At 71.7% G+C, this 24,206-nt stretch carries 19 protein-coding genes, 1 tRNA gene and 1 pseudogene; 12 read left to right on the top strand and 9 right to left on the bottom strand.

Features of this window, described 5'->3' with window-relative positions; translation table 11 throughout:
• Positions 1 to 57: 57 nt before the first annotated feature.
• Complete coding sequence (aceE, locus tag F7Q99_RS07130) at positions 58 to 2,808, bottom strand: pyruvate dehydrogenase (acetyl-transferring), homodimeric type (protein ID WP_326846367.1); 2,751 nt, start codon at positions 2,806 to 2,808, stop codon at positions 58 to 60.
• Between the two features lie 517 nt (positions 2,809 to 3,325).
• Between aceE and F7Q99_RS07125 the strand changes: the two genes are divergently transcribed.
• The 5 genes from F7Q99_RS07125 to F7Q99_RS07105 all read left to right on the top strand — a co-directional run bounded on the left by F7Q99_RS07125 (position 3,326) and on the right by F7Q99_RS07105 (position 7,321).
• Positions 3,326 to 3,766 carry a DUF3052 domain-containing protein gene (locus F7Q99_RS07125; protein WP_326846366.1) on the top strand — a complete coding sequence of 147 codons (441 nt, stop codon included), beginning with the start codon at positions 3,326 to 3,328 and terminating at the stop codon, positions 3,764 to 3,766.
• Between the two features lie 226 nt (positions 3,767 to 3,992).
• The gene (locus F7Q99_RS07120; RefSeq protein ID WP_153460543.1) at positions 3,993 to 4,451 is read left to right on the top strand and encodes a peroxiredoxin; all 459 of its coding nucleotides are present in this window, start codon (positions 3,993 to 3,995) and stop codon (positions 4,449 to 4,451) included.
• A gap of 196 nt (positions 4,452 to 4,647) precedes the next feature.
• On the top strand, positions 4,648 to 5,223 hold the full coding sequence (locus F7Q99_RS07115; RefSeq protein WP_326846365.1) for a TerD family protein: 576 nt from the start codon (positions 4,648 to 4,650) through the stop codon (positions 5,221 to 5,223).
• 267 nt (positions 5,224 to 5,490) lie between these two features.
• A complete protein-coding gene (locus F7Q99_RS07110) occupies positions 5,491 to 6,069 on the top strand; it encodes a TerD family protein (RefSeq protein ID WP_153460542.1) in 579 nt (192 codons plus the stop codon).
• Positions 6,070 to 6,226: 157 nt separating this feature from the next.
• Positions 6,227 to 7,321, top strand: coding sequence for a DUF475 domain-containing protein (locus F7Q99_RS07105; protein ID WP_326846364.1), 1,095 nt, complete (start codon positions 6,227 to 6,229; stop codon positions 7,319 to 7,321).
• A gap of 66 nt (positions 7,322 to 7,387) precedes the next feature.
• Here the strand turns inward: F7Q99_RS07105 and F7Q99_RS07100 are convergent, their stop codons facing one another.
• Entirely contained in the window at positions 7,388 to 8,536 is a 1,149-nt protein-coding gene (locus F7Q99_RS07100; RefSeq protein ID WP_153460541.1) for a DUF2637 domain-containing protein, read from the bottom strand.
• A 350-nt stretch (positions 8,537 to 8,886) separates the two neighbouring features.
• Here F7Q99_RS07100 and F7Q99_RS07095 point away from each other — a divergent pair, with 350 nt between their 5' ends.
• Positions 8,887 to 9,636 (top strand): TerD family protein, encoded by a 750-nt coding sequence (locus tag F7Q99_RS07095; RefSeq protein WP_153460540.1) that lies wholly within the window; start codon positions 8,887 to 8,889, stop codon positions 9,634 to 9,636.
• 120 nt (positions 9,637 to 9,756) lie between these two features.
• Here the strand turns inward: F7Q99_RS07095 and F7Q99_RS07090 are convergent, their stop codons facing one another.
• Positions 9,757 to 10,944 (bottom strand): TerD family protein, encoded by a 1,188-nt coding sequence (locus F7Q99_RS07090; protein ID WP_153460539.1) that lies wholly within the window; start codon positions 10,942 to 10,944, stop codon positions 9,757 to 9,759.
• A gap of 412 nt (positions 10,945 to 11,356) precedes the next feature.
• Between F7Q99_RS07090 and F7Q99_RS07085 the strand changes: the two genes are divergently transcribed.
• From F7Q99_RS07085 to F7Q99_RS07075, 3 genes are all read left to right on the top strand, one after another.
• The gene (locus F7Q99_RS07085; RefSeq protein ID WP_153460538.1) at positions 11,357 to 12,571 is read left to right on the top strand and encodes an HpcH/HpaI aldolase/citrate lyase family protein; all 1,215 of its coding nucleotides are present in this window, start codon (positions 11,357 to 11,359) and stop codon (positions 12,569 to 12,571) included.
• A 167-nt stretch (positions 12,572 to 12,738) separates the two neighbouring features.
• Positions 12,739 to 15,180 carry a phosphoribosyltransferase gene (locus tag F7Q99_RS07080; RefSeq protein ID WP_326846363.1) on the top strand — a complete coding sequence of 814 codons (2,442 nt, stop codon included), beginning with the start codon at positions 12,739 to 12,741 and terminating at the stop codon, positions 15,178 to 15,180.
• Complete coding sequence (locus F7Q99_RS07075; protein ID WP_153460537.1) at positions 15,180 to 16,019, top strand: HAD family hydrolase; 840 nt, start codon at positions 15,180 to 15,182, stop codon at positions 16,017 to 16,019. Before F7Q99_RS07080 ends, F7Q99_RS07075 begins: the two co-directional genes overlap by 1 nt.
• Positions 16,020 to 16,034: 15 nt before the next feature.
• Here the strand turns inward: F7Q99_RS07075 and F7Q99_RS07070 are convergent, their stop codons facing one another.
• Both F7Q99_RS07070 and F7Q99_RS07065 read right to left on the bottom strand, forming a co-directional pair.
• Positions 16,035 to 16,256 (bottom strand): FmdB family zinc ribbon protein, encoded by a 222-nt coding sequence (locus F7Q99_RS07070; protein WP_153460536.1) that lies wholly within the window; start codon positions 16,254 to 16,256, stop codon positions 16,035 to 16,037.
• Positions 16,257 to 16,411: 155 nt separating this feature from the next.
• Positions 16,412 to 17,779 carry a hypothetical protein gene (locus F7Q99_RS07065; RefSeq protein ID WP_153460535.1) on the bottom strand — a complete coding sequence of 456 codons (1,368 nt, stop codon included), beginning with the start codon at positions 17,777 to 17,779 and terminating at the stop codon, positions 16,412 to 16,414.
• Between the two features lie 160 nt (positions 17,780 to 17,939).
• Between F7Q99_RS07065 and F7Q99_RS07060 the strand changes: the two genes are divergently transcribed.
• Positions 17,940 to 18,014 (top strand) — tRNA-Val (locus F7Q99_RS07060).
• A 55-nt stretch (positions 18,015 to 18,069) separates the two neighbouring features.
• Here F7Q99_RS07060 and F7Q99_RS07055 read toward each other — a convergent pair.
• The 4 genes and pseudogenes from F7Q99_RS07055 to F7Q99_RS07040 form a co-directional block, all read right to left on the bottom strand.
• A pseudogene (locus F7Q99_RS07055) lies at positions 18,070 to 18,475 on the bottom strand (tyrosine-type recombinase/integrase); the annotation flags it as partial.
• Positions 18,476 to 18,614: 139 nt separating this feature from the next.
• Complete coding sequence (locus F7Q99_RS07050) at positions 18,615 to 19,073, bottom strand: sigma factor-like helix-turn-helix DNA-binding protein (protein ID WP_153460533.1); 459 nt, start codon at positions 19,071 to 19,073, stop codon at positions 18,615 to 18,617.
• A gap of 143 nt (positions 19,074 to 19,216) precedes the next feature.
• The gene (locus tag F7Q99_RS07045) at positions 19,217 to 20,149 is read right to left on the bottom strand and encodes a helix-turn-helix domain-containing protein (RefSeq protein WP_153460532.1); all 933 of its coding nucleotides are present in this window, start codon (positions 20,147 to 20,149) and stop codon (positions 19,217 to 19,219) included.
• A gap of 6 nt (positions 20,150 to 20,155) precedes the next feature.
• Positions 20,156 to 20,422: a hypothetical protein gene (locus F7Q99_RS07040; protein WP_153460531.1), complete on the bottom strand. Its 267-nt coding sequence runs from the start codon at positions 20,420 to 20,422 to the stop codon at positions 20,156 to 20,158.
• A gap of 1,799 nt (positions 20,423 to 22,221) precedes the next feature.
• On the opposite strand from F7Q99_RS07040, the gene F7Q99_RS07035 reads away from it, so the two are divergent.
• A complete protein-coding gene (locus tag F7Q99_RS07035; protein ID WP_230210168.1) occupies positions 22,222 to 23,469 on the top strand; it encodes a sensor histidine kinase in 1,248 nt (415 codons plus the stop codon).
• On the top strand, positions 23,466 to 24,143 hold the full coding sequence (locus F7Q99_RS07030) for a response regulator transcription factor (RefSeq protein ID WP_326846362.1): 678 nt from the start codon (positions 23,466 to 23,468) through the stop codon (positions 24,141 to 24,143). Before F7Q99_RS07035 ends, F7Q99_RS07030 begins: the two co-directional genes overlap by 4 nt.
• Positions 24,144 to 24,206 lie beyond the last annotated feature (63 nt).

The raw sequence follows: 24,206 nt of genomic DNA, 5'->3' as shown, positions 1-24,206 counted from the left end.
GACCTCCCGAGGAGGTCCGGCCGTTCGCTAGGCGCGGGCTGCGCCATGTGCGGGCTGTCAGGCGTCGCCGCCGGCGGCGCCCGGGTCGGCCGCCGCCACGTCGAGCAGCCGGTAGCGGTCGATCGCGTCCTTCAGGGCGCTGCGGTCGATCTTGCCCTGCTTGGAGAGCTCGGTGAGCACCGCCAGGACGACCGACTGCGCGTCGATGTGGAAGAAGCGACGGGCCGCGCCGCGGGTGTCGGCGAAGCCGAAGCCGTCGGCACCCAGCGACTGGTACTGGCCCGGCACCCAGCGGGCGATCTGGTCCGGCACCGCGCGCATCCAGTCGGACACGGCGACGACCGGGCCCTCGGCGCCCTGGAGCTTCTGGGTGACGTACGGGACGCGCTGCTGCTCCTCGGGGTGCAGCAGGTTGAACTCCTCGGCCTCCACCGCGTCGCGGCGCAGCTCGTTCCAGGAGGTCGCGGACCAGACGTCGGCCTTGACGTTCCACTCCTCGGCGAGGATGCGCTGGGCCTCCAGGGCCCACGGCACGGCCACGCCGGAGGCGAGGATCTGGGCCGGGATCTGGCCGGCGGTGCCCGGGGCGTACTTGTGCAGACCCTTGAGGATGCCCTCGACGTCCACGTTCTCGGGCTCGGCCGGCATCTTGATCGGCTCGTTGTAGACGGTGAGGTAGTAGAACACGTCCTCGCCGTTCGGGTGCTCGGCGCTGGAGCCGTACATCCGGCGCAGACCGTCCTGGACGATGTGCGCGATCTCGAAGCCGTACGCCGGGTCGTACGCGACGACGCCGGGGTTGGTCGAGGCCAGCAGGTGCGAGTGGCCGTCGGCGTGCTGCAGGCCCTCACCGGTCAGCGTGGTGCGACCGGCGGTGGCACCGAGGACGAAGCCGCGGGCCAGCTGGTCGGCCATCTGCCAGAACTGGTCGCCGGTGCGCTGGAACCCGAACATCGAGTAGAAGACGTACACGGGGATCAGCGGCTCGCCGTGGGTGGCGTAGGCCGAGCCGGCGGCGATCAGCGAGGCGGTGCAGCCGGCCTCGGAGATGCCGTCGTGCAGCATCTGGCCCTTCGGCGACTCCTTGTAGGCGAGGAGCAGATCACGGTCGACCGACTCGTAGGTCTGGCCGAGCGGGTTGTAGATCTTCGCCGACGGGAAGAGCGAGTCCATGCCGAAGGTGCGGTACTCGTCGGGCGCGATCGGCACGAAGCGGTTGCCGATGCCCTTGTCCCGCATGAGGTCCTTGAGCAGCCGGACGAACGCCATGGTGGTGGCGATGGTCTGGTTGCCGGACCCCTTCTTGACCGCCTTGTACGCGTCGTCGCCGGGCAGCTCCAGCTTGCGCGGGCGCACCTTGCGGGTCGGCACGTAGCCGCCGAGCTCCTGGCGGCGGTCGTGCATGTACTGGATCTCTTCCGAGTTGCGGCCCGGGTGGTAGTAGGGCGGGTAGCCCTCTTCGAGCTGCTTGTCGGTGATCGGCAGGTGCAGCCGGTCGCGGAAGCGCTTCAGGTCCTCGACCGTCAGCTTCTTCATCTGGTGGGTGGCGTTGCGGCCCTCGAAGTTGGGGCCCAGCGTCCAGCCCTTCACGGTCTGGGCGAGGATGACCGTCGGCTGGCCCTTGTGCTCGCGGGCCGCCTTGAACGCCGCGTAGATCTTCTTGTGGTCGTGGCCGCCGCGACCCAGGTGCTGGATCTGCTGGTCGGTCATGTTCTCGACCATGGCGCGCAGGCGCAGGTCGCCGCCGAAGAAGTGCTCGCGGATGTACGCACCGGTCTCGGTGGCGTAGGTCTGGAACTGGCCGTCCACCGTGGTGTTCAGCTTGTTCACCAGGACGCCGTCGCGGTCCTGGGCGAGCAGCGGGTCCCAGGAACGGTCCCAGACCAGCTTGATCACGTTCCAGCCGGCGCCCCGGAACTGGGACTCCAGCTCCTGGATGATCTTGCCGTTGCCGCGGACCGGGCCGTCCAGGCGCTGCAGGTTGCAGTTGACCACGAAGGTCAGGTTGTCCAGGCCCTCGCGGGCGGCCAGCGACAGCTGGCCGAGCGACTCGGGCTCGTCCATCTCGCCGTCGCCGAGGAAGGCGTACACCTGCGAGTCGGAGGTGTCCTTGATGCCGCGGTGCTCCAGGTAGCGGTTCATCCGGGCCTGGTAGATCGCGCCGAGCGGGCCGAGGCCCATCGAGACGGTCGGGAACTCCCAGAAGTCCGGCATCAGCCGCGGGTGCGGGTAGCTGGAGAGGCCGTACGGAGCCTTCGACTTCTCCTGGCGGAAGGCGTCGAGCTGCTGCTCGGTGAGTCGGTCCAGCAGGAACGCGCGGGCGTAGATGCCCGGGGAGGCGTGGCCCTGGAAGAAGATCTGGTCGCCGGACTCGCCCTCGGCGTCCTTGCCACGGAAGAAGTAGTTGAAGCCGACGTCGTACAGCGACGCGGAGGAGGCGAAGGTGGCGATGTGGCCGCCCACGCCGATGCCGGGGCGCTGGGCCCGGGAGACCATGACGGCCGCGTTCCACCGGGTCGCGTTGAGGATCTTGCGCTCGATCTCCTCGTTGCCGGGGAAGAACGGCTCGTCCTTGGTGGCGATGGTGTTGACGTAGTCCGTGCTGCGCATCTCGGGCACGGCGACACGCTTCTCGCGGGCGCGCTCGATCAGGCGGAGCATCAGGTAGCGGGCACGCTCGCGCCCCCGCTCGTCGATGGCCGCGTCAAGCGACTCCAGCCATTCCGCGGTCTCCTCGGGATCGAAGTCCGGGACCTGACTCGGAAGGCCGCCAATGATGATCGGGTTGCGATCGGATCCGGAAGCCACGCTGTTCCTTCACTGTCGGTCGAAACTGAGGTGTGTCGCGCCGCCTCCATCGTGCTACCGCGCTCGGAGATCCGTCATCTCTACCGATCGGTAACCGTTCCGCCTGGTGGGCGGGACGGTCTGGCGGTGTGCGGTCACGGGCTTCGTCGCCTGCGCCGCGCACCCCCGGGTGTTACGAACAGAGGTGGTCCGACCTGGTTTCCCGTCGCCCGATGGCGGGCGCCCGGGATGAGGGCCAACAGGAGACTCTACGCCCGCGCGACGCGCGGACCCGAATGCCGTTCGCATCTCGGGCATGAGTGCGGCCTGTCGGCCGGGACCTCCCGAAGCATCCTTGTCTCACACAGAGAAGGGCAAATCGATGTGATTCCCGACACGTCGACCGGCGTGTCCCGCTGCGACACGTCAACCTTTGGAGGGGATCGGGGGTCGGGTACTTGCGCGAACCGCCGCGCCCGTGTGGACTACGGCCACAGCCTCGGCATGGACGCCGAGCCGAATACTGGAGGTTATTCCCGTGAGCGCGACCGCGGACCCCGCGGACAAGTCCAACCCGGCGGCCCGTCTCGGCTTCGAAGAGGGCCAGATCATTCAGGAGCTGGGGTACGACGAAGACACTGACCAGGATCTCCGCGAAGGCATCGAGGAGATCATCGGGGCGGATCTCGTCGACGAGGACTACGACGACGTCGCCGACGCCGTCCTGCTGTGGCACCGCGACGACGACGGAGACCTCACCGACGCCCTCGTCGACGCCCTGGAATACCTGGCCGAGGGCGGTCTGATCTGGCTGCTGACGCCCAAGACCGGCCGTGACGGCCACATCGAGGCCTCCGACATCGCGGACGCGGCCCGCACCGCCGGCCTCTCCCAGACCAGCTCGATCGCGATCGCCAAGGACTGGGCGGCCACCCGCCTGGCGACCAAGTCCGCGGCCAAGCCGGGCGGCAAGCGCTGAGCCGGCCCTGATGCCCTAGCCGGGCCCCGCTGGAGCTTCCTCCAGCGGGGCCCGGCCGTTTCCGCAGCCCGTTGGAGCCGCCACCGCAGTGGCGTTCGCCCAGGGCGAAAGCGGACGACCGAACGGCCCTGCGCCTCACCCGTCCGGCCGAATCCACTCGAACGGATGCAAGGATGTGGCTCGCCGCGCCCGCCGCGCGGCGCCGTCGCACCAGAAAGGTCCCACCATGGCCATCGAGGTCGGTACCGAGGCTCCGGACTTCGAGCTCAGGAACCAGCACGGCGAGCTGGTCCGGCTCTCCGACTTCCGGGGCGAGAAGAACGTCGTCCTGGTCTTCTACCCGTTCTCCTTCACCGGCGTCTGCACCGGCGAGGTCTGCGCGATCCAGAAGGAACTGCCGCGACTGCAGAACGACGAGGTCCAGGTGCTCGGCGTCTCCAACGACTCGCCGTTCACCCAGCGCGTCTACGCCGACCAGGAGGGCCTGGACTACCCGCTGCTGTCGGACTTCTGGCCGCACGGCGAGGTCTCCCGCGCCTACGGCGTCTTCAACGAGGAGAAGGGCTGCGCGCTGCGCGGCACCTTCGTGATCGACAAGGCGGGCGTGGTCCGCTGGAACGTCGTGAACGACCTCCCGGACGCCCGGGACGAGCAGGAGTACCTGAAGGTCCTCGGCGCGCTCTGACGCCGGCGCACGGCCGTACGGGCCCGGCCGGCCGAACTCGAACGGCCGCGCCGGGCCCGCATGCGTGTCCGGACGGGAACCCCGCACTACGCTCGAGCCGTTGATCGGAGGAGGCACGGGAGCCGCTGGCCGGCCGGCGCCTCGGACCGCACCACCCGGGGGTACCAGCGTGTGCCTCCCGATTCTTGGAGGACACGTGGGAGTCAGCCTGAGCAAGGGCGGCAATGTCTCGCTCACCAAGGAGGCCCCGGGCCTCGCGGCCGTGATCGTCGGCCTGGGCTGGGACGTCCGGACCACCACCGGTACGGACTTCGACCTGGACGCCAGCGCGCTGCTCTGCAACGACCAGGGCAAGGTCGCCACGGACGGCAACTTCGTCTTCTTCAACAACCTGCGGAGCCCGGACGGCTCGGTCGAGCACACCGGTGACAACCGCACCGGCGAGGGCGAGGGCGACGACGAGGCGATCAAGGTCAACCTGACCTCCGTCCCGGCCGACGTCCAGAAGATCGTCTTCCCGGTCTCCATCTACGACGCCGAGACCCGGTCGCAGAACTTCGGCCAGGTGCGCAACGCGTTCATCCGCGTGGTCAACCAGGCCGACAACAACGAGCTGGCCCGCTACGACCTCTCCGAGGACGCCTCGACCGAGACCGCGATGGTCTTCGGCGAGCTGTACCGCAGCGGCGGCGAGTGGAAGTTCCGCGCCATCGGCCAGGGCTACGCCTCCGGCCTGCGCGGCATCGCCCAGGACTTCGGCGTCAACGTCTGACGCGTCGCGGCTGCTGCGCCGTCCGCCGTGGCGTCGCGCGGTCCGATCCGTCCGCGGACGGGCCGGTCCTCGCCTGACGCGGCACCACCCGGCCGGGGCGGCCGTGGACACCTCGGGGTCCGCGGCCGTTCCGGCTTCGTGCTGCCCGGGGCGCTGCGAGGATGTGAGTTCAGGAAGTTCAGGCGGCCAAAGGGGGCCGCCCGGGGTCGCGGTGGACTAAACCTGGAATGTCGCGCCCCGGGAGAAGGCAGGGAGGAAGAACAAGTCATGGTTGTCACGCTCGCCAAGGGCGGGAACGTCTCGCTCAGCAAGGCCGCACCGAATCTGACGCAGGTGCAGATCGGTCTCGGCTGGTCCGCCCGCTCGACCACGGGCGCACCGTTCGACCTCGACGCGAGCGCACTGATCTGCGGCGGGGGCCGGGTGCTCGGTGACGAGTACTTCGTGTTCTACAACAACCTCAAGAGCCCGGAGGGCTCCGTCGAGCACACCGGTGACAACCTCACCGGTGGCGAGGAGTCCGGCGACGACGAGGTGGTCCTGGTCAACCTGGAGCTGATCCCGGCCCAGGCGGACAAGGTGGTCTTCGCGGTGTCGATCTACGACGCCGAGTCGCGCCTGCAGAACTTCGGCCAGGTGCGCAACGCCTACATCCGGGTCGTCAATTCCGTGGACGGTCAGGAGATCGCCCGCTACGACCTCACCGAGGACGCGTCCAGCGAGACGGCGATGATCTTCGGCGAGCTGTACCGCTACGCGGGCGAGTGGAAGTTCCGCGCGGTGGGCCAGGGCTACGCATCCGGCCTCCGGGGCATCGCCCTCGATTTCGGCGTAAACGTACAGTAAGGGCGATCTGGCGAAAATCAGACTGATCGCACTCACTTCATGGTCATGAGAACAGAGGGCAGTGCGGGGGTGACCTGACCGGGCCCGGCCCGGTCAGGGCGTCTCGGGACGAGGCCGCACCCCGGCACGCCCCGAACCCGAAAGGTAACCAAGTCCCGTGTTCCTCCGCACTTTCGGCTGGTCGTTCGCGATCACCGTCGTCGGCCTGATCGCGGCCGGCCTGCTCTGGGGAGCTGAAGGCTTCGGCGTCGTGCTGATCCTCTCCGTCCTGGAGATCTCCCTGTCGTTCGACAACGCGGTGGTCAACGCCACGGTGCTGAAGCGGATGAACCCGTTCTGGCAGAAGATCTTCCTGACGGTCGGCGTGCTGATCGCCGTCTTCGGCATGCGCCTGGTCTTCCCGCTGCTGGTCGTCGGCCTCACCGCCAAGCTCAATCCGGCCACGGTCATCGACCTCGCGCTCCACCCGGACAACACCCACAACGGCCTCACGTACGGCCAGTACCTGGAGGCGGCCAACCCCGCGATCGCGGCGTTCGGCGGCATCTTCCTGCTCATGATCTTCCTCGACTTCGCGTTCGAGGAGAAGGAGCACAACTGGCTCGCCTGGATCGAGCGCCCGCTGGAGAAGGTCGGCAAGCTGGACGCCTTCTCCTCGGTGATCGCACTGGTCGCGCTGGTGCTCTCGGCCCACTTCTTCGCCGGGGAGCACGCCGAGACCGTCCTGCTCGCCGGAATCCTCGGCCTGGTCACCTACCTCGTGGTCGGCGGCCTCTCGTCGATCTTCGAGTCGGGCCTGGAGGAGGAGGCCGAGCGCGAGGAGGAGGCCGAGAAGGCCGGGAAGTCCCTCGTCCAGGTGGCCGGCAAGGCCGCGTTCTTCCTCTTCCTCTACCTGGAGGTCCTGGACGCCTCGTTCTCCTTCGACGGCGTGGTCGGCGCGTTCGCCATCTCCAACGACATCTTCATGATCACGCTGGGCCTCGGCATCGGCGCGATGTACATCCGTTCGCTGACCGTCTTCCTGGTCCGCAAGGGCACCCTGGACGACTACGTCTACCTGGAGCACGGCGCGCACTACGCGATCGGCGCGCTCTCGGTGATCCTGCTGGTCGGCATCAAGTACCACATCCCGGAGATCGTCACCGGGCTGATCGGCGTCGCCTTCATCGGGCTGGCGCTCGGCTCGTCGATCCTGCGCAACAGGCGCGAGGGCGCGAACGACGAGAACGAACTGGTGAGTGCCGGCAAGTAGCCTGCCGGGCACGCGAAACGGCCGCCTCCGGGATTCCGGGGGCGGCCGTTCGCTTTGCGCCGGGCGTCAGCCGAGCTGCTGCTCGATCGCGCGCAGCTTGCGCTCCAGGGAGTCCAGCTTCGGCATCGACAGGGTGTCGTCGTCGGCCGTCAGGTCGATCGCCGAGCTGCGGTAGGAGGAGCTCGTCGAGTCGGCGGTGGACGAGGCCGAGGAGTACGTCGTCGGCGCGGAGTAGGACGACGACGAGCCGACGGCGGCACGCGGGCGGCGGCCGGCGTCCAGGGCGCTCAGCGAGGCGGGTTCGAGCGCGGAGGTCGCGGAGTTCGAGGCGGTGGTGTCCGAACCGGCGGCTAGGGCAGGCTCCGTAGCGGTCGGGCCGTCGCCGGCAGCGGTGAGCGCGGGCACCTGACGGCCGCCGCGGGCCCGTGCGAACATGCCGCCCTGGCGCGAGATCGCCTTCAGCTCGGCCCGCTCGCGACGGTCGGCCGTCCGGGCGCGCGCCTTGGCGTCCAGCTTCGCCTGGCGCTCCTCGCGCACCTCCTCGACGGCCTCGTCCAGGCTGCGGACGTTCTCCAGCAGCATCAGCGACCACGCCGCGTACGTCTCGCGCGGGGCGCGCAGCCAGCGGACGATCCGGATCTGCGGCAGCGGGCGCGGCACCAGGCCCTGCTCGCGCAGCGCGGCCTTGCGGGTCTGCTTCAGCGCCCGGTCGAACAGGATCGCCGCCGAGATCGACATGCCGGAGAAGAACTGCGGGGCGCCGGCGTGGCCGAGACCGCGCGGCGCGTGCACCCAGTTGAACCAGGCCGAGGCGATCGCGAACACCCAGACCAGCAGACGGGATCCGAGCGCGGCGTCACCGTGGCTGGCCTCGCGGACGGCGAGCACCGAGCAGAACATCGCGGCGCCGTCCAGACCGAACGGGACGAGGTACTCCCAGCCGTTCGACAGGCCCAGGTTCTCCTTGCCGAAGCCCACCAGGCCGTGGAAGGACAGCGCGGCCGCGACGCCGGCGCAGCAGAACAGCAGTGTGTAGGAGGAGATCCCGTAGATCATCTCCTTGCGGCGCCGGCGCTCCTCGCTGCGCTCCCAGGAGTCGCCGGAGTCGTCCTTGTTGGTGTTCTTGAAGCGCAGCGTCGCCACCAGGACGGCGACGAACAGCAGGGCTGCGCCGCCGACGACGGTCCAGACCAGCTGTATGGAGGTCAGGTTCATTGCGGGTCGGGCCTCGGGTTTCCGGCAGGGGACGGGGTTCACGATGCGACGCATGTGGTCAAAGTCCGTATATATGACATGACCTGACGGTCAGTTCGTCGCCGCACGGCGTGCCCCGCGCGCCCGCGCAGGGGCGGACGGGACACCTGTGCGGCTAGACGATATCGCGTCCGAAGGGGCCGCATGGTACGGGAGGGCGGCTTCCTCCGGCCAATCGGCCCGCCGGTGAACGCCGGTGGGCCCGGCGGGGTAGGGGAGAGGGAGGTTTCGGGTATCCGTCGGCCGGTTCGATGCCCGATCATGGAGCGACGGACCGTCAGATCGCCTGGCGGAGGCAGGGGGAGGACTGGATGGTCTCGATCTGGGAGTACCTGCGCGGGGACCGGAACTACACGTTCGACAACCCGGGCGGCCAGCACAAGGTCACCCTCACCAAGTCGGCCCCGCAGCACGCGATCACCGGCTCCGCGGCCACCACCGGCTACCTCTACGTCAACCTGCACTGGACCATGCGCTCCGGCGGCGCCCGGCCGAGCAGCCGGGAGACGTTCAGGCGCATGTTCAGCCCGCGCATCCTGAGCCCGATGGAGCCGGACTCGCCGCAGGGCAGCGCACAGGTGAACGTCGACCTCGACCTGGCGTGCATGTACGAACTCTCCGACGGCACCCGGGGCGTGGTGCAGCCGCTCGGCAACTTCTTCGGTGACCTCCAGCAGCCGCCGTACATCAAGCTCAGCGGCGACGACCAGTACGGGGCGCCGTCGGGCGAGACGATGTACGTCAACCTGGAGAAGAAGGACAAGTTCAAACGGCTGCTGATCTTCGTCTACATCTACGACGGCACACCGGCCTTCGAGCAGTCCCACGCGGTGGTGACGATCGTGCCGCAGACCGGGCCGCGGATTGAGATCAAGCTGGAGGAGCGGGCCCGGGCGGCGCGCTCGTGCGCGGTGGTGCTGATCGAGAACGCGGGGGACAACCAGCTGACGGTGCGTCGCGAGGTGCGGTACGTCAACGGGTTCCAGGCGGACATCGACCGGCTGTACGGGTTCGGGATGCAGTGGCAGCGCGGGTACAAGAGCCCGCCGGGGAGCGAGTAGGAGTGTGACGAGCCCCGCCGGGCGGCCGTCGTGGGTGGCGGCTTTCGCGCGGCGGGGCTCGGCGGGTCTCGTCGAGTCTTGTCGGGTCTCGTCGGGTGTCTTCGGAGCCGGGTGCGTCCGTCAGCGGGGCTGGAACTGCGGGCCCTGCGGCGGCAGCGCGAACTCCTCGGCCGGGGGCTGGGCTTGGTTCGTCTGCGGCGGGGCCGGGTGCTGGGGCTGCTGCTGCCCGGTGTTCGCGGGCGGCGGGTAGCCGTAGCCGCCGGCGGCGTGCGGCTGGTGCGGGACCGACGGGGTCTGCGGCGGGTACCCGTAGCCGGCCGGCGGCTGTGCCGGGTTCGGCGGGGGGTAGCCGTAGCCGGCCTGCGCGGGCGGCGGCGGATAGCCGTAGCCCGTACCGGACTGCGGGGGCGGGTAGCCGTACCCGGTGCCGGGCTGCGGGGCGGGGTGCGCCGGCGGCGGCGGGGTGGTCGGGGGTACGGCGGACGGCGTCATCGTCGGCGGGGTCGAGGGCGGCGGGGGAGCGGTGGTGCCGGTCGTCGGCGCCGCGGTGGGCGGGGGCGGGGTCGCCGGTGCGTTGGCGGCGGCGCCCGTGGCGGCCTCCTGGCGGGCCGCGTTCTGCGGGACCGCCGGAGCCAGGGTGAAGGTGCCGGGCTCGGGCCGGGCGGCCGGGCGCGGATCGGGCAGCGGGGTGCTGCGCGGGTCGACGGCGTGGGTGGGCGCGGGTGCCGGGGGCACGGGCGGGTTGGCCGCGGCCTCCGCCTCGTCGTCGACGGTGATGCCGAAGTCGGTGGCCAGTCCGATCAGCCCGGAGGCGTAGCCCTGGCCGACCGCCCGGAACTTCCAGGCGCCGGCCCGCCGGTACAGCTCGCCCGCGACCAGCGCGGTGACGGCGTCGGCGTCGGTGACCGCGAACTCGGCGATCGCGGGCCCGTTCTCGCCGGCCGCGGCGTCGAAGAGCAGCACGCGCAGCCCGGCCACGGCACCGAAGGCGCCGCCCTCGGCCGAGCCCGCCAGGACCACCCGGTCCACGTCGGCCGGCAGCTTGGCCAGCTCGACCTCGACGGTGTCGGTGATCTCGGCGCCGTCCGGGGTCTGCTGCTTGGGCAGGTGGCGGACCAGGCCGGAGGGGTGCCGCGGCTGGTTGTAGAAGACGAAGTCGGCATCCGAACGGACCCTGCCGTCGGTGCCGAGCAGCAGCGCGGACGCGTCCACGTCCGGCGCACCGGGCGTGGCGCTCCAGCGCAGCACGGCGCGGACCGCCGCGGCCGGCAGTGCGATGTTGGCGCCCTTGGCCATCACGTGCGTCATAGCCGACCATCCTGCCTCTTCGCCACCCCTTCGGACAACGTGACCGAAGCCGCCGCGGGTGCGGCGGATTTTGCCAAGGCTTGCGTTTGACGGCCCGTTGCCGGGTGTCGGCAAGTCCGGGTGAAGCGGACGGTAGTCTTCCGGGACTCCGGTGGTCCGGGACGGGGGCCGAGCCGCATTCGGCCGGAACTCGTCCGTACGATGGGCCGCCGGACGGCCCGGGAGGGCGTGGCGAAGGGCGGACGAAGGAGCGCACGAGAAGGGCGGGGCGCGGAGGGCAGCCGCAGTCCCGTGGCCGGGAACCACCATGCCCGGTGGACCGGTTAACCATCGTGTCGTCCCGTGCCGCCGCACGCCGCCTCGCACCCCCGGAACCGGACCGGCGGCCGTCGAAACCTCTGAGGAGAGCACCTTGCGCCATTTCGGCCACCTCGCCGACGACGTACGCGGCCGGCTCTTCCTCGAACAGCCTCGGCCGTTCTCCCCGGAGAGCGATGCGGCGGTGCTCGCCACCGCGCTCGGCGGCACCCTCTACAGCCCCGCCACCAGGCCCGCGCTGGCCGCCGACATCCGCAAACAGGCTGCTCGGGGCGTGGTGTCGATGGTGCTCTGCCTGGAGGACGCGATCGCCGACCACGAGGTGGACGCGGGAGAGCGCAACCTCGTCGAGCAGTTCGCGGACCTGGTCAATGATTTCACTGACTGCGCACATGTTCATCCCCTGCTCTTCATCAGAGTTCGCGCTGCCTCCCAGATCGTGGACCTCACCCGGCGGCTCGGACCGGCCGCCGCCCTGCTCACTGGCTTCGTCTTGCCCAAGTTCACCGGGCGGAGCGGCCGCGCGTACCTCGACGCGCTCGCCGAGGCCGAGACCGTCGGCGGACGGCGGCTGTTCGCGATGCCCGTGCTGGAGTCGCCCGAACTCGCCCACCTGGAGACCAGGCGCGAGCAGCTCTTCGGCATCGCCCGGCTGCTCGCCGAGCACCGCGACCGGGTGCTCGCCGTCCGCCTCGGCGTCACCGACCTCTGCTCCGCGTACGGCCTGCGCCGCTCGCCCGACCTCACCGCGTACGACGTCGCGCTCGTCGCCGGGGTGATCGGCGACGTGGTCAACGTCCTCGGCCGGGCGGACGGCACCGGGTTCACCGTCACCGGGCCGGTCTGGGAGTACTTCCCGGTCCAGGAGCGGATGTTCAAGCCGCAGCTGCGGCGCACCCCGTTCGCCGAGGCGTCCGGCTTCGCCGAGGCGTCCGGGGCGGCCCGGACCTCCGGCGAGGAGGTCCGCCGGCGGATCATCGAACACGACCTGGACGGGCTGATCCGGGAGATTGAACTCGACCGCGCCAACGGCCTGCTGGGCAAGACCTGCATCCACCCCAGCCACGTCCCCGCAGTCCACGCCCTCTCGGTGGTCACGCACGAGGAGTACTGCGACGCCCGGGACATCCTCCGCCAGGAGCAGGACGGCGGCGGGGTGCTGCGCTCGGCGTACACCAACAAGATGAACGAGGCCCGGCCGCACCGGGCCTGGGCGGAGCGGGTACTGCTGCGCGCGGAGGTGTTCGGGGTGGCCCGGGAGGACGTGAGCTTCGCGGAACTGCTGTCGGCCTGCCTGTGCGGGGCCTGAGCCTGAGCGTCCCCTGTTCGCCCGTCTGTTCGCCCGTCTGTTCACCCCGTCCGTTCACCCCGTCCGTTCGCCCCGTCTGTTCGCCCCGTCTGTTCGCCCCGTCGTTTCACCGTCGTACCACCGAAAGCAGGACCAGAGTGCGGGACCAGAGCGAAAGCAGGACCAGAGTGACAGCAGAGCAGACGTGGACCGGCCGCTGGGTCGCCGACCGGGCCGGGGTCGACCTCGCCGGATCCGACCGCCTCACCGCCCTGGTCGGCCTGGCCCTGCGCGAGAACCGCAAGCGCGCCCACCTGCTGGTCTCCACCGTGCTCGGCAAGCACGTCCCGCAGCGCCCCTCGGTCGTCCACGGCGCAGGGCTCGACCTCGGCCGCCGGGTCCGCGAGCTGCTCGGTGCCGAGGCCGCCGCGCGGGCCGTCGTCCTCGGCTACGCGGAGACGGCGACCGCGCTCGGCCACAGCGTCGCCGACGGCCTCGCCGCCCCCTACCTGCACTCCACCCGCCGCCCGGTGCCCGGCGTGCCCCCGCTCGGCGGTTTCGAGGAGGAGCACTCGCACGCCACCGCTCACCTGCTCCTCCCCGCCGACCCCGAACTCCTCGCCGGGGACGGCCCGTTGGTGCTCGTCGACGATGAGTTCTCGACCGGCCGGACCGTCCTCAACACCATCCGCGAACTGCACGCCCGCCACCCGCGCGCCCACTACGTCGTCGTCGCGCTCGTCGACCTGCGCGCCGAGGCCGACCGGCGCCGGCTCGCCGACGCCGCCGCCGAACTCGGCGTCCGGCTGGACCTGGTGGCCGCCGCCACCGGTGCCGTCCGGCTGCCCGCCGACCTCCTCGACCGCGCCGAGCGGCTGATCGCCGAGGCCGGTCCGGCCCCCGACCTCCCGCCGGCCGCGCCCGCCCCGCTCGTCCGGGTCGACCTGGACTGGCCCGCCGGCCTGCCCGACGGCGGGCGGCACGGGTTCACCGCCGAGCACCGCGCCCGGCTCGACGCCGCGCTGCCCGCGCTGGCGCGGCAGCTGGCCGACGCGCTCGGTGCCGAACTGCCGCGCCGCGCCCTGGTGTTGGGCTTCGAGGAGCTGATGTACACGCCGCTGCGCCTCGCCGACGCGCTCGCCGACCGGCTCGGCGGCGACCGCGTCCGGTACTCCACCACGACCCGCTCGCCCGTCCTCGCCGTGGACGACCCCGGCTACGCCATCCGCACCCGCCTTGCCTTCCCCGCCCACGACGACCCGCAGGACGACGCCTCGCGCGAGCGCTACGCGTACAACGTCGCTCCCGGCGCCGACCTGGCCCGCCGCTTCGACGCCGTCGTGCTGGTCGTCGACGACGTCGCCGACACCCCCGCCCTGCACGAGGGCGAGCGCGCGCTGCTCACCCAGCTGCGGCAGGTCACCGACCGGGTGGTGCTCGCGGTGCTGCCGTCCCACCGGCCCGTTCCCGCGCCCGTCCGGGCACTGCCCCGCCCGCTGCGCGGCCCCGCGTTCTCGTCCTACCGCCCCGACGAGGTGGCCTGGCTGCTCAAGGACCTCTCCGGCCTCGCACTCGAAGCCCCCACCGAGGAGCGCGAGGAGGCCGTCCAGAACGGCGGGGCGCACTACGCCGAATCGCTGCCGGTCGAGTACCAGCCCAGCCCCGAGTACCAGGAGCTGTTCCACCAGGCGCTGCGCGTCTCCGCCCGCCGGATCGCCCTCGCCGTCGGCACCGTCGCCGAGACGCTGGTGCGCGAGCGCGGGCGGGGCGTGGTGCTCGCCTCGCTGGCCCGGGCCGGCACGCCCGTCGGCATCCTGGTACGCCGCTGGCTCGCCTTCGCGCACGGCCTGGACACCCCGCACTACGCCGTCTCGATCGTCCGCGGTCGGGGCATCGACCCCGTCGCCCTGCGCTACCTCGCGGCCCGCCACCACGCCCCGGACGTCGTGTTCGTCGACGGCTGGACGGGCAAGGGCGCGATCGCCCGCGAACTCGCCGACGCCCTCGCCGGCACGCCCTTCGACCCCGACCTCGCCGTCCTCGCCGACCCCGGCCGCTGCGTGCGCACCCACGGCACCCGAGATGACTTCCTGATCCCCTCCGCCTGCCTCAACTCCACGGTGTCCGGCCTGGTTTCGCGCACCGTCCTGCGCGACGACCTGATCGGCCCGGACGACTTCCACGGCGCCAAGCACTACACCGAGCTGGCCGGCGGGGACGTCTCCGCCGCCTTCCTCGACACCGTGACCGACCACTTCGCCGCCGTCCGCGCGGAGGCGCTCCTGGCCGCCGACCGGCTCGGCGCGGCCCCCGACCGCACGCCCGACTGGGCCGGCTGGGCCGCCGTCGAGCGGATCAGCGCCGAGTACGGCATCGGCAGCGTCAACCTGGTCAAGCCCGGCGTCGGCGAGACCACCCGGGTGCTGCTGCGCCGCGTCCCCTGGCGGGTCCTCGCCCGCCGCGGCGCCGGCCCCGACCTCGACCACGTGCGCCTGCTCGCCGCCCAGCGCGGCGTCCCGGTCGAGGAGGTCGACGGCCTGCCGTACACCTGCGTCGGTCTCATCCACCCCCACTACAGCCGCGGAGCAACCGGGCCCACCGGCAAGGCCGTTCCGGTGAAGGAGTCCTGATGAGCGTCCTCGTGGCCAGCGACCTGGACCGCACCCTGATCTACTCCAACCGGGCCCTCGCCCTGGACGTCCCCGACCGGCTCGCCCCGCGGCTGCTCTGCGTCGAGGTGCACGACGGCAGGGCGCTCTCGTTCATGACCGAACAGGCCGCGGCGCTGCTCGTCGAACTCACCCGCGAGGCCTGCTTCGTGCCTTCGACCACCCGCACCCTCGCCCAGTACGAGCGGATCAACCTGCCCGGCCCGACGCCCGGCTGGATCCCCCCGTACGCGATCTGCGGCAACGGCGGGCAGCTGCTCGTCGACGGCGTGCCGGACCGGGACTGGCGCGCCGAGATCACCGCGCGGCTCGCCGACGCCTCGGCACCGCTCGCCGAGATCGTCGAGCACCTCGCCCTGTGCGCCGACCCGGAGTGGACGCACAAGCGGCGCGTCGCCGACGAGTCGTTCGCGTACCTCGTCGTCGAGCGCGCGCAACTGCCGGACGGCTGGCTCGACGGGCTCACCGGCTGGTGCGCCGAACGCGGCTGGACCGTCTCGCTCCAGGGCCGCAAGGTGTACGCCGTGCCGGCGCCGCTCTCCAAGAGCGCCGCCCTCGCCGAAGTCGTCCGGCGGACCGGCGCGTCCACCGTGCTCGCCGCCGGGGACTCCCTGCTCGACGCCGACCTGCTGCTCGCCGCCGACGCCGCCTGGCGGCCCGGGCACGGCGAACTCGCCGACGGCGGCTGGACGGCCCCCGGCGTCACCGCCCTGGACGAGGTGGGGGTGGCGGCGGGGGAGGAGATCGTCCGACGGGTCCTGGCGCGGGTGCGGGGTGAGGTGGCGGCGGTTCCCGCTTAGACCGGCCGTGTCGTCTTAGCCGCAGCACCCTCCGCCGCAGCAGCCGCCTCCGCCTCCGCCGGCGGGGGCCTGGCGCTGCGGCGTGCTGCTGCTGCCGGTGACGGCGACGGTGGACAGCAGCTTCACCGTGTCCTCGTGGCCCTGCGGGCAGACGGCGGGGTCGTTGGCCTGCGCCATCGTGCGGCGCAGCTCGAACGTGGCGCCGCAGGAGCGGCAGCGGAAGTCGTAGCGTGGCATAGGGGCAGGGTACCGATGCGTCGTCCTGGCCGGTGTCGGCGGTGACGTCCTTGCTGGGCATGCCGGTGCCTTGCCGGTGCCTTGCTGGTCTACCGGTGACTGCTTGCCGTCCCTACCGGTGCCCTGCCGGTCTACCGGTGACGTCCTTGCCGTCGCTACCGGTGACCGCCGAGATCGCCGCGGATCAGCTCGATCACCCGGGCCGCGGTCTCCCGCACCCCCGCCAGCTCCGTCAGGAACTGCCAGTAGTCCGGGTGCCGGCCCGCCGCCTCCAGCACGGCCACCGCCCGGTCCAGCCGGGCGACCGCCTCGTCCAGCGGTGCCGCGTGCCGCGGGTCCGGCGCCTGGCGGCCGGCCATCGCCAGCCGCTGCGCGTCGCGCAGGGCGAACCGGGCCCGCTCGACCTCCCGGTTCGGGTCGTGCTGCACCTCGTTCAGCTGTCGCAGCCGCTCGTTCACCGCGACCACCGAACCGTCCGCGGTGTCCAGCAGCGAGCGGACGGTGCCGATGGCGCCCGTCGCGTCCGCCCAGCGCTGCTCGTCGCGGGCCCGCGACGCCTCCGCCAGCTTCCGCTCCGCCGCCCGCCCGGTCTCCGCGACCTGCTCCGGCACCCGCTGGAGGTCCTGCCAGCAGGCCGCGCTGAACCGGCGCCGCAGCTCGCTCAGCGCCGGCTCGACCGTCGCAGCCTTCGTCTCCAGCGCCTGGATCCGGGTCCGCAGGCTCCCCACCCGCCGGTCGATCTCCCGTGCCCGCTCCGGCAGCTGCGCCGCGTCCGCCGCGACAGCGTCCGCCCGCTGCCGCACGCTGTCGGCTCGTTGCAGGGTCGCCGCCACGCCGTGCCGGGCCGCGCCCTCGTTCAGCCGCCCCAGCTCCGGCGCCAGCTCGGCCAGCCGGGCCGCCAGGTCGTCCGCCCGCAGACCGGCGGCGCGCACCGCGTCCAGCTCGTTGCTCGCCGCCAGCAGCGCGCGCTTCGCCTGCTCGACGGCCGGGGTGACACGCATCAGCTGCTGCTCGGCGTGCTGCAGCGTCGGCTGGAGGTGCTGCAGGAACTCGTTCAGCTCCGCACGCGCCGACCCGAGCTGCCCCCGGACGTCCTCCAGCACGCGCCGGGCCTGCGCCGCCGCCCCGGCGTCCAGCGTCTCGTCATCCAGGTCGTACGCGTCCAGCGCGCCCAGGTAGTTCACGGTGACCTGGTTCACCCGGCCGGAGATCGCCTCGAAGTCCGCCTGCGCCCGCTGCGAGGTCGCGCCGTCCCCGGCCGCCCGGACCGTCTCCACCGCCAGCTGCACCTCGCGCTGCGTCGAGTCCAGCTCGTAGAACGCCTCCTGCGCCGCGTCCCGGGCCGCCCGGGCGTCCGCCCGCACCCCGTCCCCGCCGCGCCGCCCCCACCAGCCGCTGCTCCCGGCCGACGCCAGCCCGAACGCCCCCAGCGCACCCGCGATCACCACCGGCAGCACCAGAGCGTCGGCCAGCGCACTCCCGGCCCGACGCCGCCCCTGCCCGCTCCCGCCGGCCACCGTCACTGCGCGCTCCCTGCTCCGATCGCTGATCCGCCGCCATTCTTCCCGATCACCCCACCCCACGGGCACCCCACCCGTCCCACTCCCCGACCACCCGCGCAACACCACCCCCCACGACCGGGTACCCTAGGCAGTCGTCGTGCCCCCGAAGGGCCGCGACGGGGGGCGCGTAGCTCAGTGGTAGAGCGCTGCTCTTACAAAGCAGATGTCGGCGGTTCGAAACCGTCCGCGCCCACCAGCGCAAGTGCCCCGGACCGATCGCGGTCCGGGGCATTTGTCATCTCAGGCTGACATCAGTGGCGGCGATTGAGCAGCCGATCTATGTTGCCGAGCGCCTCGCGCTGGGTGTCTTGGGCGACGTGGGTGTAGACGTTCATCGTCAGCCCGATCTGACTGTGGCCGAGGATCTCCATCACCACCCGCGGCGGCACGCCGCACGCGACGAGCAGCGTCGAGCACCCGTGCCGGGCGTCGTGCAGCCGGATGGCCGGGACCTCGGCAGCCTTGGACACCCGGACGAACGAGCGGTAGAGGTTGGTCGGCTCGATCGGCCGGCCGGTTCGGGTGGTGAAGATGTAGCCGCTCTCCTCCCACTTCTCCCTGGCCGCGCGCCGGGCCTTGTCCTGCCGCATCCGGTGCCAGCGCAGCGCCGCCACGCAGATCCGGGGGGAGCGGCACCGGTCGGCGCTTCCCGCTCTTCGTAGTTAGAGCGCGAATGGCAGGGGTCACAGCACTCTGCTGTGACCCCTGCCATTCGCGCGGGACTCACCACTCACTGCGCGGTGTCAGCCGCCAACCTGTATCGACGACCTGCGTTGCGGCTGCCGGCTGCCGCAGGTCACGCCAGGTGGCCCGCCGCGCTGCCAAGGGAGCGCAGGTGGGCGTGGACGGTGGCGGGATCGGTGCCGGTGAGCGCGGCGACCTCGGCTTTGGGCAGATCGAGGACGAGGTGAAGCACGAGTACATCCTGTTGAGTCTCACTCAGGTGGGATACCGAGCCGAGCGGGTGAGGGCCCGCCAGCGCGCAGACGCGGCGGCGCACGGTCTGCCAGGCGCAGGCGGCCGGGCTGCGAGCGGCCAGGACGCGAGGCCAGCGTTCGGCGAGTTCGTCGTACGCCGCCTTGATGGCCTGGTACGCCTCAGCCGCTGGCAGGAGGAGAGCGGCGTAGCGCAGGTATCGGTCGTGGTTGAGGTCGTGAAGGGCGCGCAGGCCGAAGTCAGGGTCGAGGAAAGCGGCGCCCGTGCGCTGGGGTCGGTGGGGTGAGGTGCGGGCAGGCGGTGGCGTCGTCGCGGGCATGGGGTTTCCCGAGTGGTCGGGGTGAGGGCGGCGGTCCGGCCGGAGCGTCGTGTGGTAGCCGGAGTGTTTCGGGAGGGGGTTGGGGCCGGGGCCCGGGCTGGGGACCCGGCGACGGGTCGGCTCTGGGCTGTTGGGGTCGGGGCTCAGGATCTACGGGGTGAGGTGGGCGGGCAGTAGCGACGCGGGACCCGGATAGGCAGGCCCGCACTGGTTGTGCCGGACGGCAGGTTGGGGGTCATGGGGCCGGGGGCCTCGACAAAGCCGCGCAGGCTCTTCGACTGGCGCAGGAAGTGGTGACGCAGGTAGCTGATGTCGCGCATCAGCCCGGGCACCTCGCCGCGCTCGTCCTCTTGGAAGAGGTCGGCGACGAGGAGGGCGGGCAGAGGGCGGGGTGGTGGCAAAAGCCGGCGCGGACGGGCCAGGCGGGGCTTGTCGGGGCGCATCCGATTGTGGCTGGCCCGGTCCCACGCGCCCGCCCATGCCGCCATCATGGTCGCGGACACCCCAAGGCCACGCACGAGCGCGATCACGTGCTGCCGGCTGGGTATCGCGCTGCCGCGTAAGATCGCGCAGAGCGTGCTCTTGGGCAGCACCAGCCCACCGTCCTCGCGGCGTCCCGCTCTCTTCTCCAGTTCCCGAAGCGAGGGCTGGCCCGAGCGCGCCCGCAGCTCCACCATCGCCCTGCACAGCTGCCCGAAGTCCTCGATGACGTCGGGGTGGCGGGCGGCTTCGGAGTCTAGGAAGTCGTTCATCACGCTTCGCAGATCACCGAAGCTGTGGTCGCGGGCGTGGTGGGTGCGGCGGCGCCGCTTCTGTTCGGCCAGGCGGGCGGAGCGCCACAGCTGCCGGGCTCGGGCGAGGTCGCCGCCGCAGGCGGCGGTGAACTCCTCCACGAGCTGCCAGGAGGGCACCCGCTCGCCGCTGGCGCCCCGGGAGAGCATGGTTCGGTGGTACTGGGTTGTCTTGGCCATTGCCGCGTAGGTGAGGCCGGACCGCTGGCGCTGTTCACGGAGCCACAGCGCCAGCGATTCCAGCTGCTTGGTATCGGCGGCAACGGCGTGTTCACGCCGTCCCATGAGAGGTCAGATCCGCCCCTCCGCGTGGGTGGCGCGCAGACTCTGGACGGTGCGGCCGGCCAGGAACGCGGCACCGCCCAGGAGGTCGAGGATCCCGGCCAGCGGCAGGCCGAGCGCGGCTAGGACCGCGGCCAGGACCGTGATGACGACGACGATCACCACCTCCCCGCCCCGCAGCGAGCCGGCGCCCTGCGTGGGACGGGGCCGCTGCGGAGAGCCGGACGGCGGGACCAGGCTGGGTGCGGTGGTGCGACTGCGCAGCCAAGCGCGCATGTGTTGCTCCTAGCGTCGTGAGGGACACGACCCGGACGAGGACACGGGCCGTGCGGTTTGTGCAGCGCACGCGTGATGGCCTATTCGTGCGATCTGCGGGACTCCACCAACACGCCCACCGCGAAAGGGGATTGCCGTCCCCTCCCTTGGGCGCGGTGTGATCCTCTCACCGGCAACAGGCAAGGGACGAATCCGAATTCAGCTCTATCGCACTTTGATTCATGCCTGTCCGAGCCCAGGACGTGTCGGAAACTTCACCAGTAGCGGAACGGGTGGGAAACACCGCAGGCCACAGCCATGGCTGGCTCGGGATTGGTGCGGGTTAGTCCAGGAAATGGTTGCCCTGTAGGCGTCCGCGATGACACCCTCACGTCAGCGCTGAATCCGGCCACTGCGCCGGTCCCCTGGGCGTCGTGGACTCCACCATGGAAGCAGGGACACCTCCGGGCACTAACTGCGTTGCCGCGCACGGGCCCTGAGGGTGGCCGCCCCATCTCTCGGGCGACCACCCTCTCCCCGCGCCCTCCCCTCACACCCCATCGGGTCGCCCCTCGCCCGCCTACCGGGGAGTGGCCGAAATCGGACGCTCGCACGATGGCCGGCAACAACATCGAGCAGGCCCGATCGCCCAGACGGTCCGACACGGATCGCCCTGGGAGAATCCTGAGGAGATCTCGGAACCGAGGCCGTCCCGGCCACGCCAAGGCCAACGCAAACCAACATTCTGACCAGGGCGAACGTCAATCCGCGCAGGTCGGCCTATACCCCGGACCTCATTCGGGACGAAGAGGTCGTGGGTTCAATCCCGCCACCCCGACCCAGGTCAGAGGCCCCTGCTGGAGGGATCCGGTAGGCCCGCTGTCGTTGTGCGTGGACAGCTGCGTGACTGCCTCAGGCCGGACGGAACGTGGTTGATCAACGACGCGGCTGCACCGGAGTCTGAGATCCTTTGATCGTTTCTGTCGTCAGCTTCTGACGCGTGGTCGCACAACTGATGGCTCTCGATGGTCGTGACGGAGAACGGGCGGACCGGGCGGCAGCTCATGGCAGCGGCTGCTCTGCTGCTTCCGCTGGTCACCGCCTGTGGAAGCTCCGGGCAGGCGCCCGCCTCGGGAAGCTCCGGCGCAGCTCCTGCCCAGGCTTCACCACAGACGCCGCCGGCCCCGTCCTGCTCCCGGCCACCGACCGGAAGAACCTCTCGAAGGCCGTCTCCGCCGACGGCAAGAAGCTCCTGTTCCGTTCCGTCCAGGGCAAGCAGGAGACCGCATTCGTCACCGACCTCGCCCCTGGCGCCCAGCCCCAGCAGATCACCCCCGGCGAGGGCGACTTCCCTCGGGCTACGGCGACGTCGTCCTGGAGTGGCGCTGACCCACCCGTCGGGCCCCACCAGAGGTCCAAGCGCCCCCGGGTATGCACCAGGGGGCTGACATCGCCACTGACACCAACATCTCTGGACGGAGGTGGACCCGCACACTCCGGGAAACACTCGCTTCGGTCCGCCGGAGGATATGCAAGCTGGTTGCGGGCGACTGCGTTTGATCTTGTAAAGCAGATGTCGGCGGTTCGAAGCCGTCCGCGCCCACCGACCGCCAGGGCCGGTTCGGGAGGCGCATGCCTTCCGGCCGGCCCTTCGGTGTTTTCGCGGCGACGACGCTTTCGGCGGCTGCGGACTGACGCTCCTGGGGGGCTGGGGGCTGGGGGCTGGAACGGCATGGGTCAGGCGTACTCCCGCGGGCGTACGCCCGACCGCCACTGGTGGAGGACGCCCGAGGGTGGGGCGCGGGTCTAGCCTTCCGGGCATGATGCCGCCCACGTCCCCGTCGCCGGAACAGCCGCCTGCCGGGCCGCACGAGGAGCCGCCCGGGCCGCCATGGCGTCCGCCGTGGGCGCGGGCGGGCGCGCGGGGCCGGCCGCCCGGGCTGGCGGTGGCCGCGGCGGTCGCGGTGGTGCAGGTGGTCGGGTCGACGCTGGCCGGGCGGAACCAGGGCGGGCGGGTCTCGCTGGACGCCTTCGGCTACGTTCTGTTGCTACTCGGACCGGCCCTGTTGGTGCTGCGCGGCCGGTGGCCGCTCGCTGTGGTGGCAGGTACCTCCGTCGTGACGGCGACGTACCTGGCGGCCGGGTATCCGTATGGGCCGGTGTTCGTGAGCTGGCTGATCGCCTGCTGCGCGGCGATCGGCGGCGGGCACCGCCGGGCGGCCTGGGCCGGGCTGGCGGGGGTGTACCTGGTGCACGTGCTGGTCACCTTCGTGCTGCCGCGCAGCTGGCAGCGCACGCCGCCGTCCACATTCTCCTGGCAGCAGGAACTCGGCTTGCTGGCCTGGCTGTTGCTGGTGATGGCGGTCGCCGAGATCGTCCGGTTCCGGCGCGAGCGGATCGCCGCCCACCGGGCCTACCGGCAGCAGTTGGCGCAGCGCCGGGCCGACGAGGAACGGCTGAAGATGGCACGGGAGTTGCACGACATCCTGGCGCACAGCCTGTCACTGATCAACATCCAGGCGGGGGTCGCGCTCGCGCTGCTCGACCGGCGGCCGGAGGAGGCCCGCACCGCGCTGACCACCATCAAGTCGACCAGCAAGGAGGCTCTCGGCGAGGTCCGCCAGGTGCTCGCGACGCTGCGCGGACCCGGGGCGGCGCCGCGCACCCCGGCGCCCGGGCTGGACCGGCTCGACGAACTCACCGCCCAGGCCGACCGGGTGGGCCTGGCCGTCGAAATGCACGAGCGTGGCGAGCGACGCCCGCTCACCGCAGCAGTCGACCTCACCGCCTTCCGGATCGTCCAGGAGGCGCTGACCAACGTCATCCGGCACTCGGTGGCCCGGCAGGCGGTCGTCGTCCTCGACTGGACCGTCCCGGGCGTGCTGGTCGTCAGGGTCGAGGACCCGGGGCCGGCGGTGCTCGGCGACGCCGGTGGGACGGGCAGCGGACTGGCCGGGATGCGCGAACGGGTGGCCGCGTTCGGTGGCACCATCTCCGCGGGGCCGCTGCCCGGCGGTGGGTTCCGGGTCCGGGCGGAGCTGCCGACACCGAAGGCGGAGGGCGAGTGATTCGGGTACTGCTGGCGGACGACCAGCTGCTGGTGCGGGCGGGCTTCCGCGCCCTGCTGGACCTGCAGGACGACCTCACCGTGGTCGGCGAGGCGGACGACGGCGAGGCCGCGCTCCGGCTCGCCCGCGAACTCGTGCCGGACGTCGTGCTGATGGACATCCGGATGCCGCGGATGGACGGCCTGGAGGCGACCCGGCGGATCGCCGAGGATCCGGCGCTGTCCTCCGTTCGGGTGGTCGTGCTGACCACCTTCGAGCTGGACGAGTACGTCTTCGAGGCGCTGCGGTCGGGGGCGGCGGGCTTCCTGGTCAAGGACACCGACCCGGCGGACCTGCTGCGCGCGATCCGGGTCGCGGTCGCGGGCGACGCTCTGCTCTCCCCCGGCGTGACACGGCGGCTGATCGGCGAGTTCGCGGCCCGGTCGAAGGCACCCGAGGCGGCGCCTGCCGGGCTGGCGGACATCTCCATGCTCACCGAGCGCGAGCGGGAGGTGCTGGCGCTGGTCGGGATGGGGCTGTCCAACGAGGAGATCGCGCGGCGCCTGGTGGTCAGCCCGCTGACCGCGAAGACCCACGTCAGCCACGCGATGATCAAGCTCGGTGCCCGGGACCGGGCGCAACTCGTCGTGCTGGCCTACGAGTCGGGGCTGGTGCGGCCTGGCTGGCTGGGCTGAGGCCCTCTTCACGCTACTCCCGGCCCGGCGTGTCGCGGACCGTCCGTACTCTCCCGGGAGTAT

Origin of the sequence: Streptomyces kaniharaensis (assembly GCF_009569385.1) — a bacterium.
In the GTDB taxonomy this organism is placed as follows: domain Bacteria; phylum Actinomycetota; class Actinomycetes; order Streptomycetales; family Streptomycetaceae; genus Kitasatospora; species Kitasatospora kaniharaensis.
This window is presented reverse-complemented; position numbering and strand designations above follow the sequence as displayed.

Coding starts and splice junctions, on each gene's coding strand:
- F7Q99_RS07045 (WP_153460532.1), bottom strand. CDS start 20,149: ATGGGACGGCGTGAACACGCCGTTGCCGCCGATACCAAGCAGCTGGAA.
- F7Q99_RS07040 (WP_153460531.1), bottom strand. CDS start 20,422: ATGCGCGCTTGGCTGCGCAGTCGCACCACCGCACCCAGCCTGGTCCCG.
- F7Q99_RS07070 (WP_153460536.1), bottom strand. CDS start 16,256: ATGCCACGCTACGACTTCCGCTGCCGCTCCTGCGGCGCCACGTTCGAG.
- F7Q99_RS07120 (WP_153460543.1), top strand. CDS start 3,993: ATGGCCATCGAGGTCGGTACCGAGGCTCCGGACTTCGAGCTCAGGAAC.
- F7Q99_RS07075 (WP_153460537.1), top strand. CDS start 15,180: ATGAGCGTCCTCGTGGCCAGCGACCTGGACCGCACCCTGATCTACTCC.
- F7Q99_RS07095 (WP_153460540.1), top strand. CDS start 8,887: ATGGTCTCGATCTGGGAGTACCTGCGCGGGGACCGGAACTACACGTTC.
- F7Q99_RS07110 (WP_153460542.1), top strand. CDS start 5,491: ATGGTTGTCACGCTCGCCAAGGGCGGGAACGTCTCGCTCAGCAAGGCC.
- F7Q99_RS07050 (WP_153460533.1), bottom strand. CDS start 19,073: ATGCCCGCGACGACGCCACCGCCTGCCCGCACCTCACCCCACCGACCC.
- F7Q99_RS07100 (WP_153460541.1), bottom strand. CDS start 8,536: ATGAACCTGACCTCCATACAGCTGGTCTGGACCGTCGTCGGCGGCGCA.
- F7Q99_RS07035 (WP_230210168.1), top strand. CDS start 22,222: ATGATGCCGCCCACGTCCCCGTCGCCGGAACAGCCGCCTGCCGGGCCG.
- F7Q99_RS07090 (WP_153460539.1), bottom strand. CDS start 10,944: ATGACGCACGTGATGGCCAAGGGCGCCAACATCGCACTGCCGGCCGCG.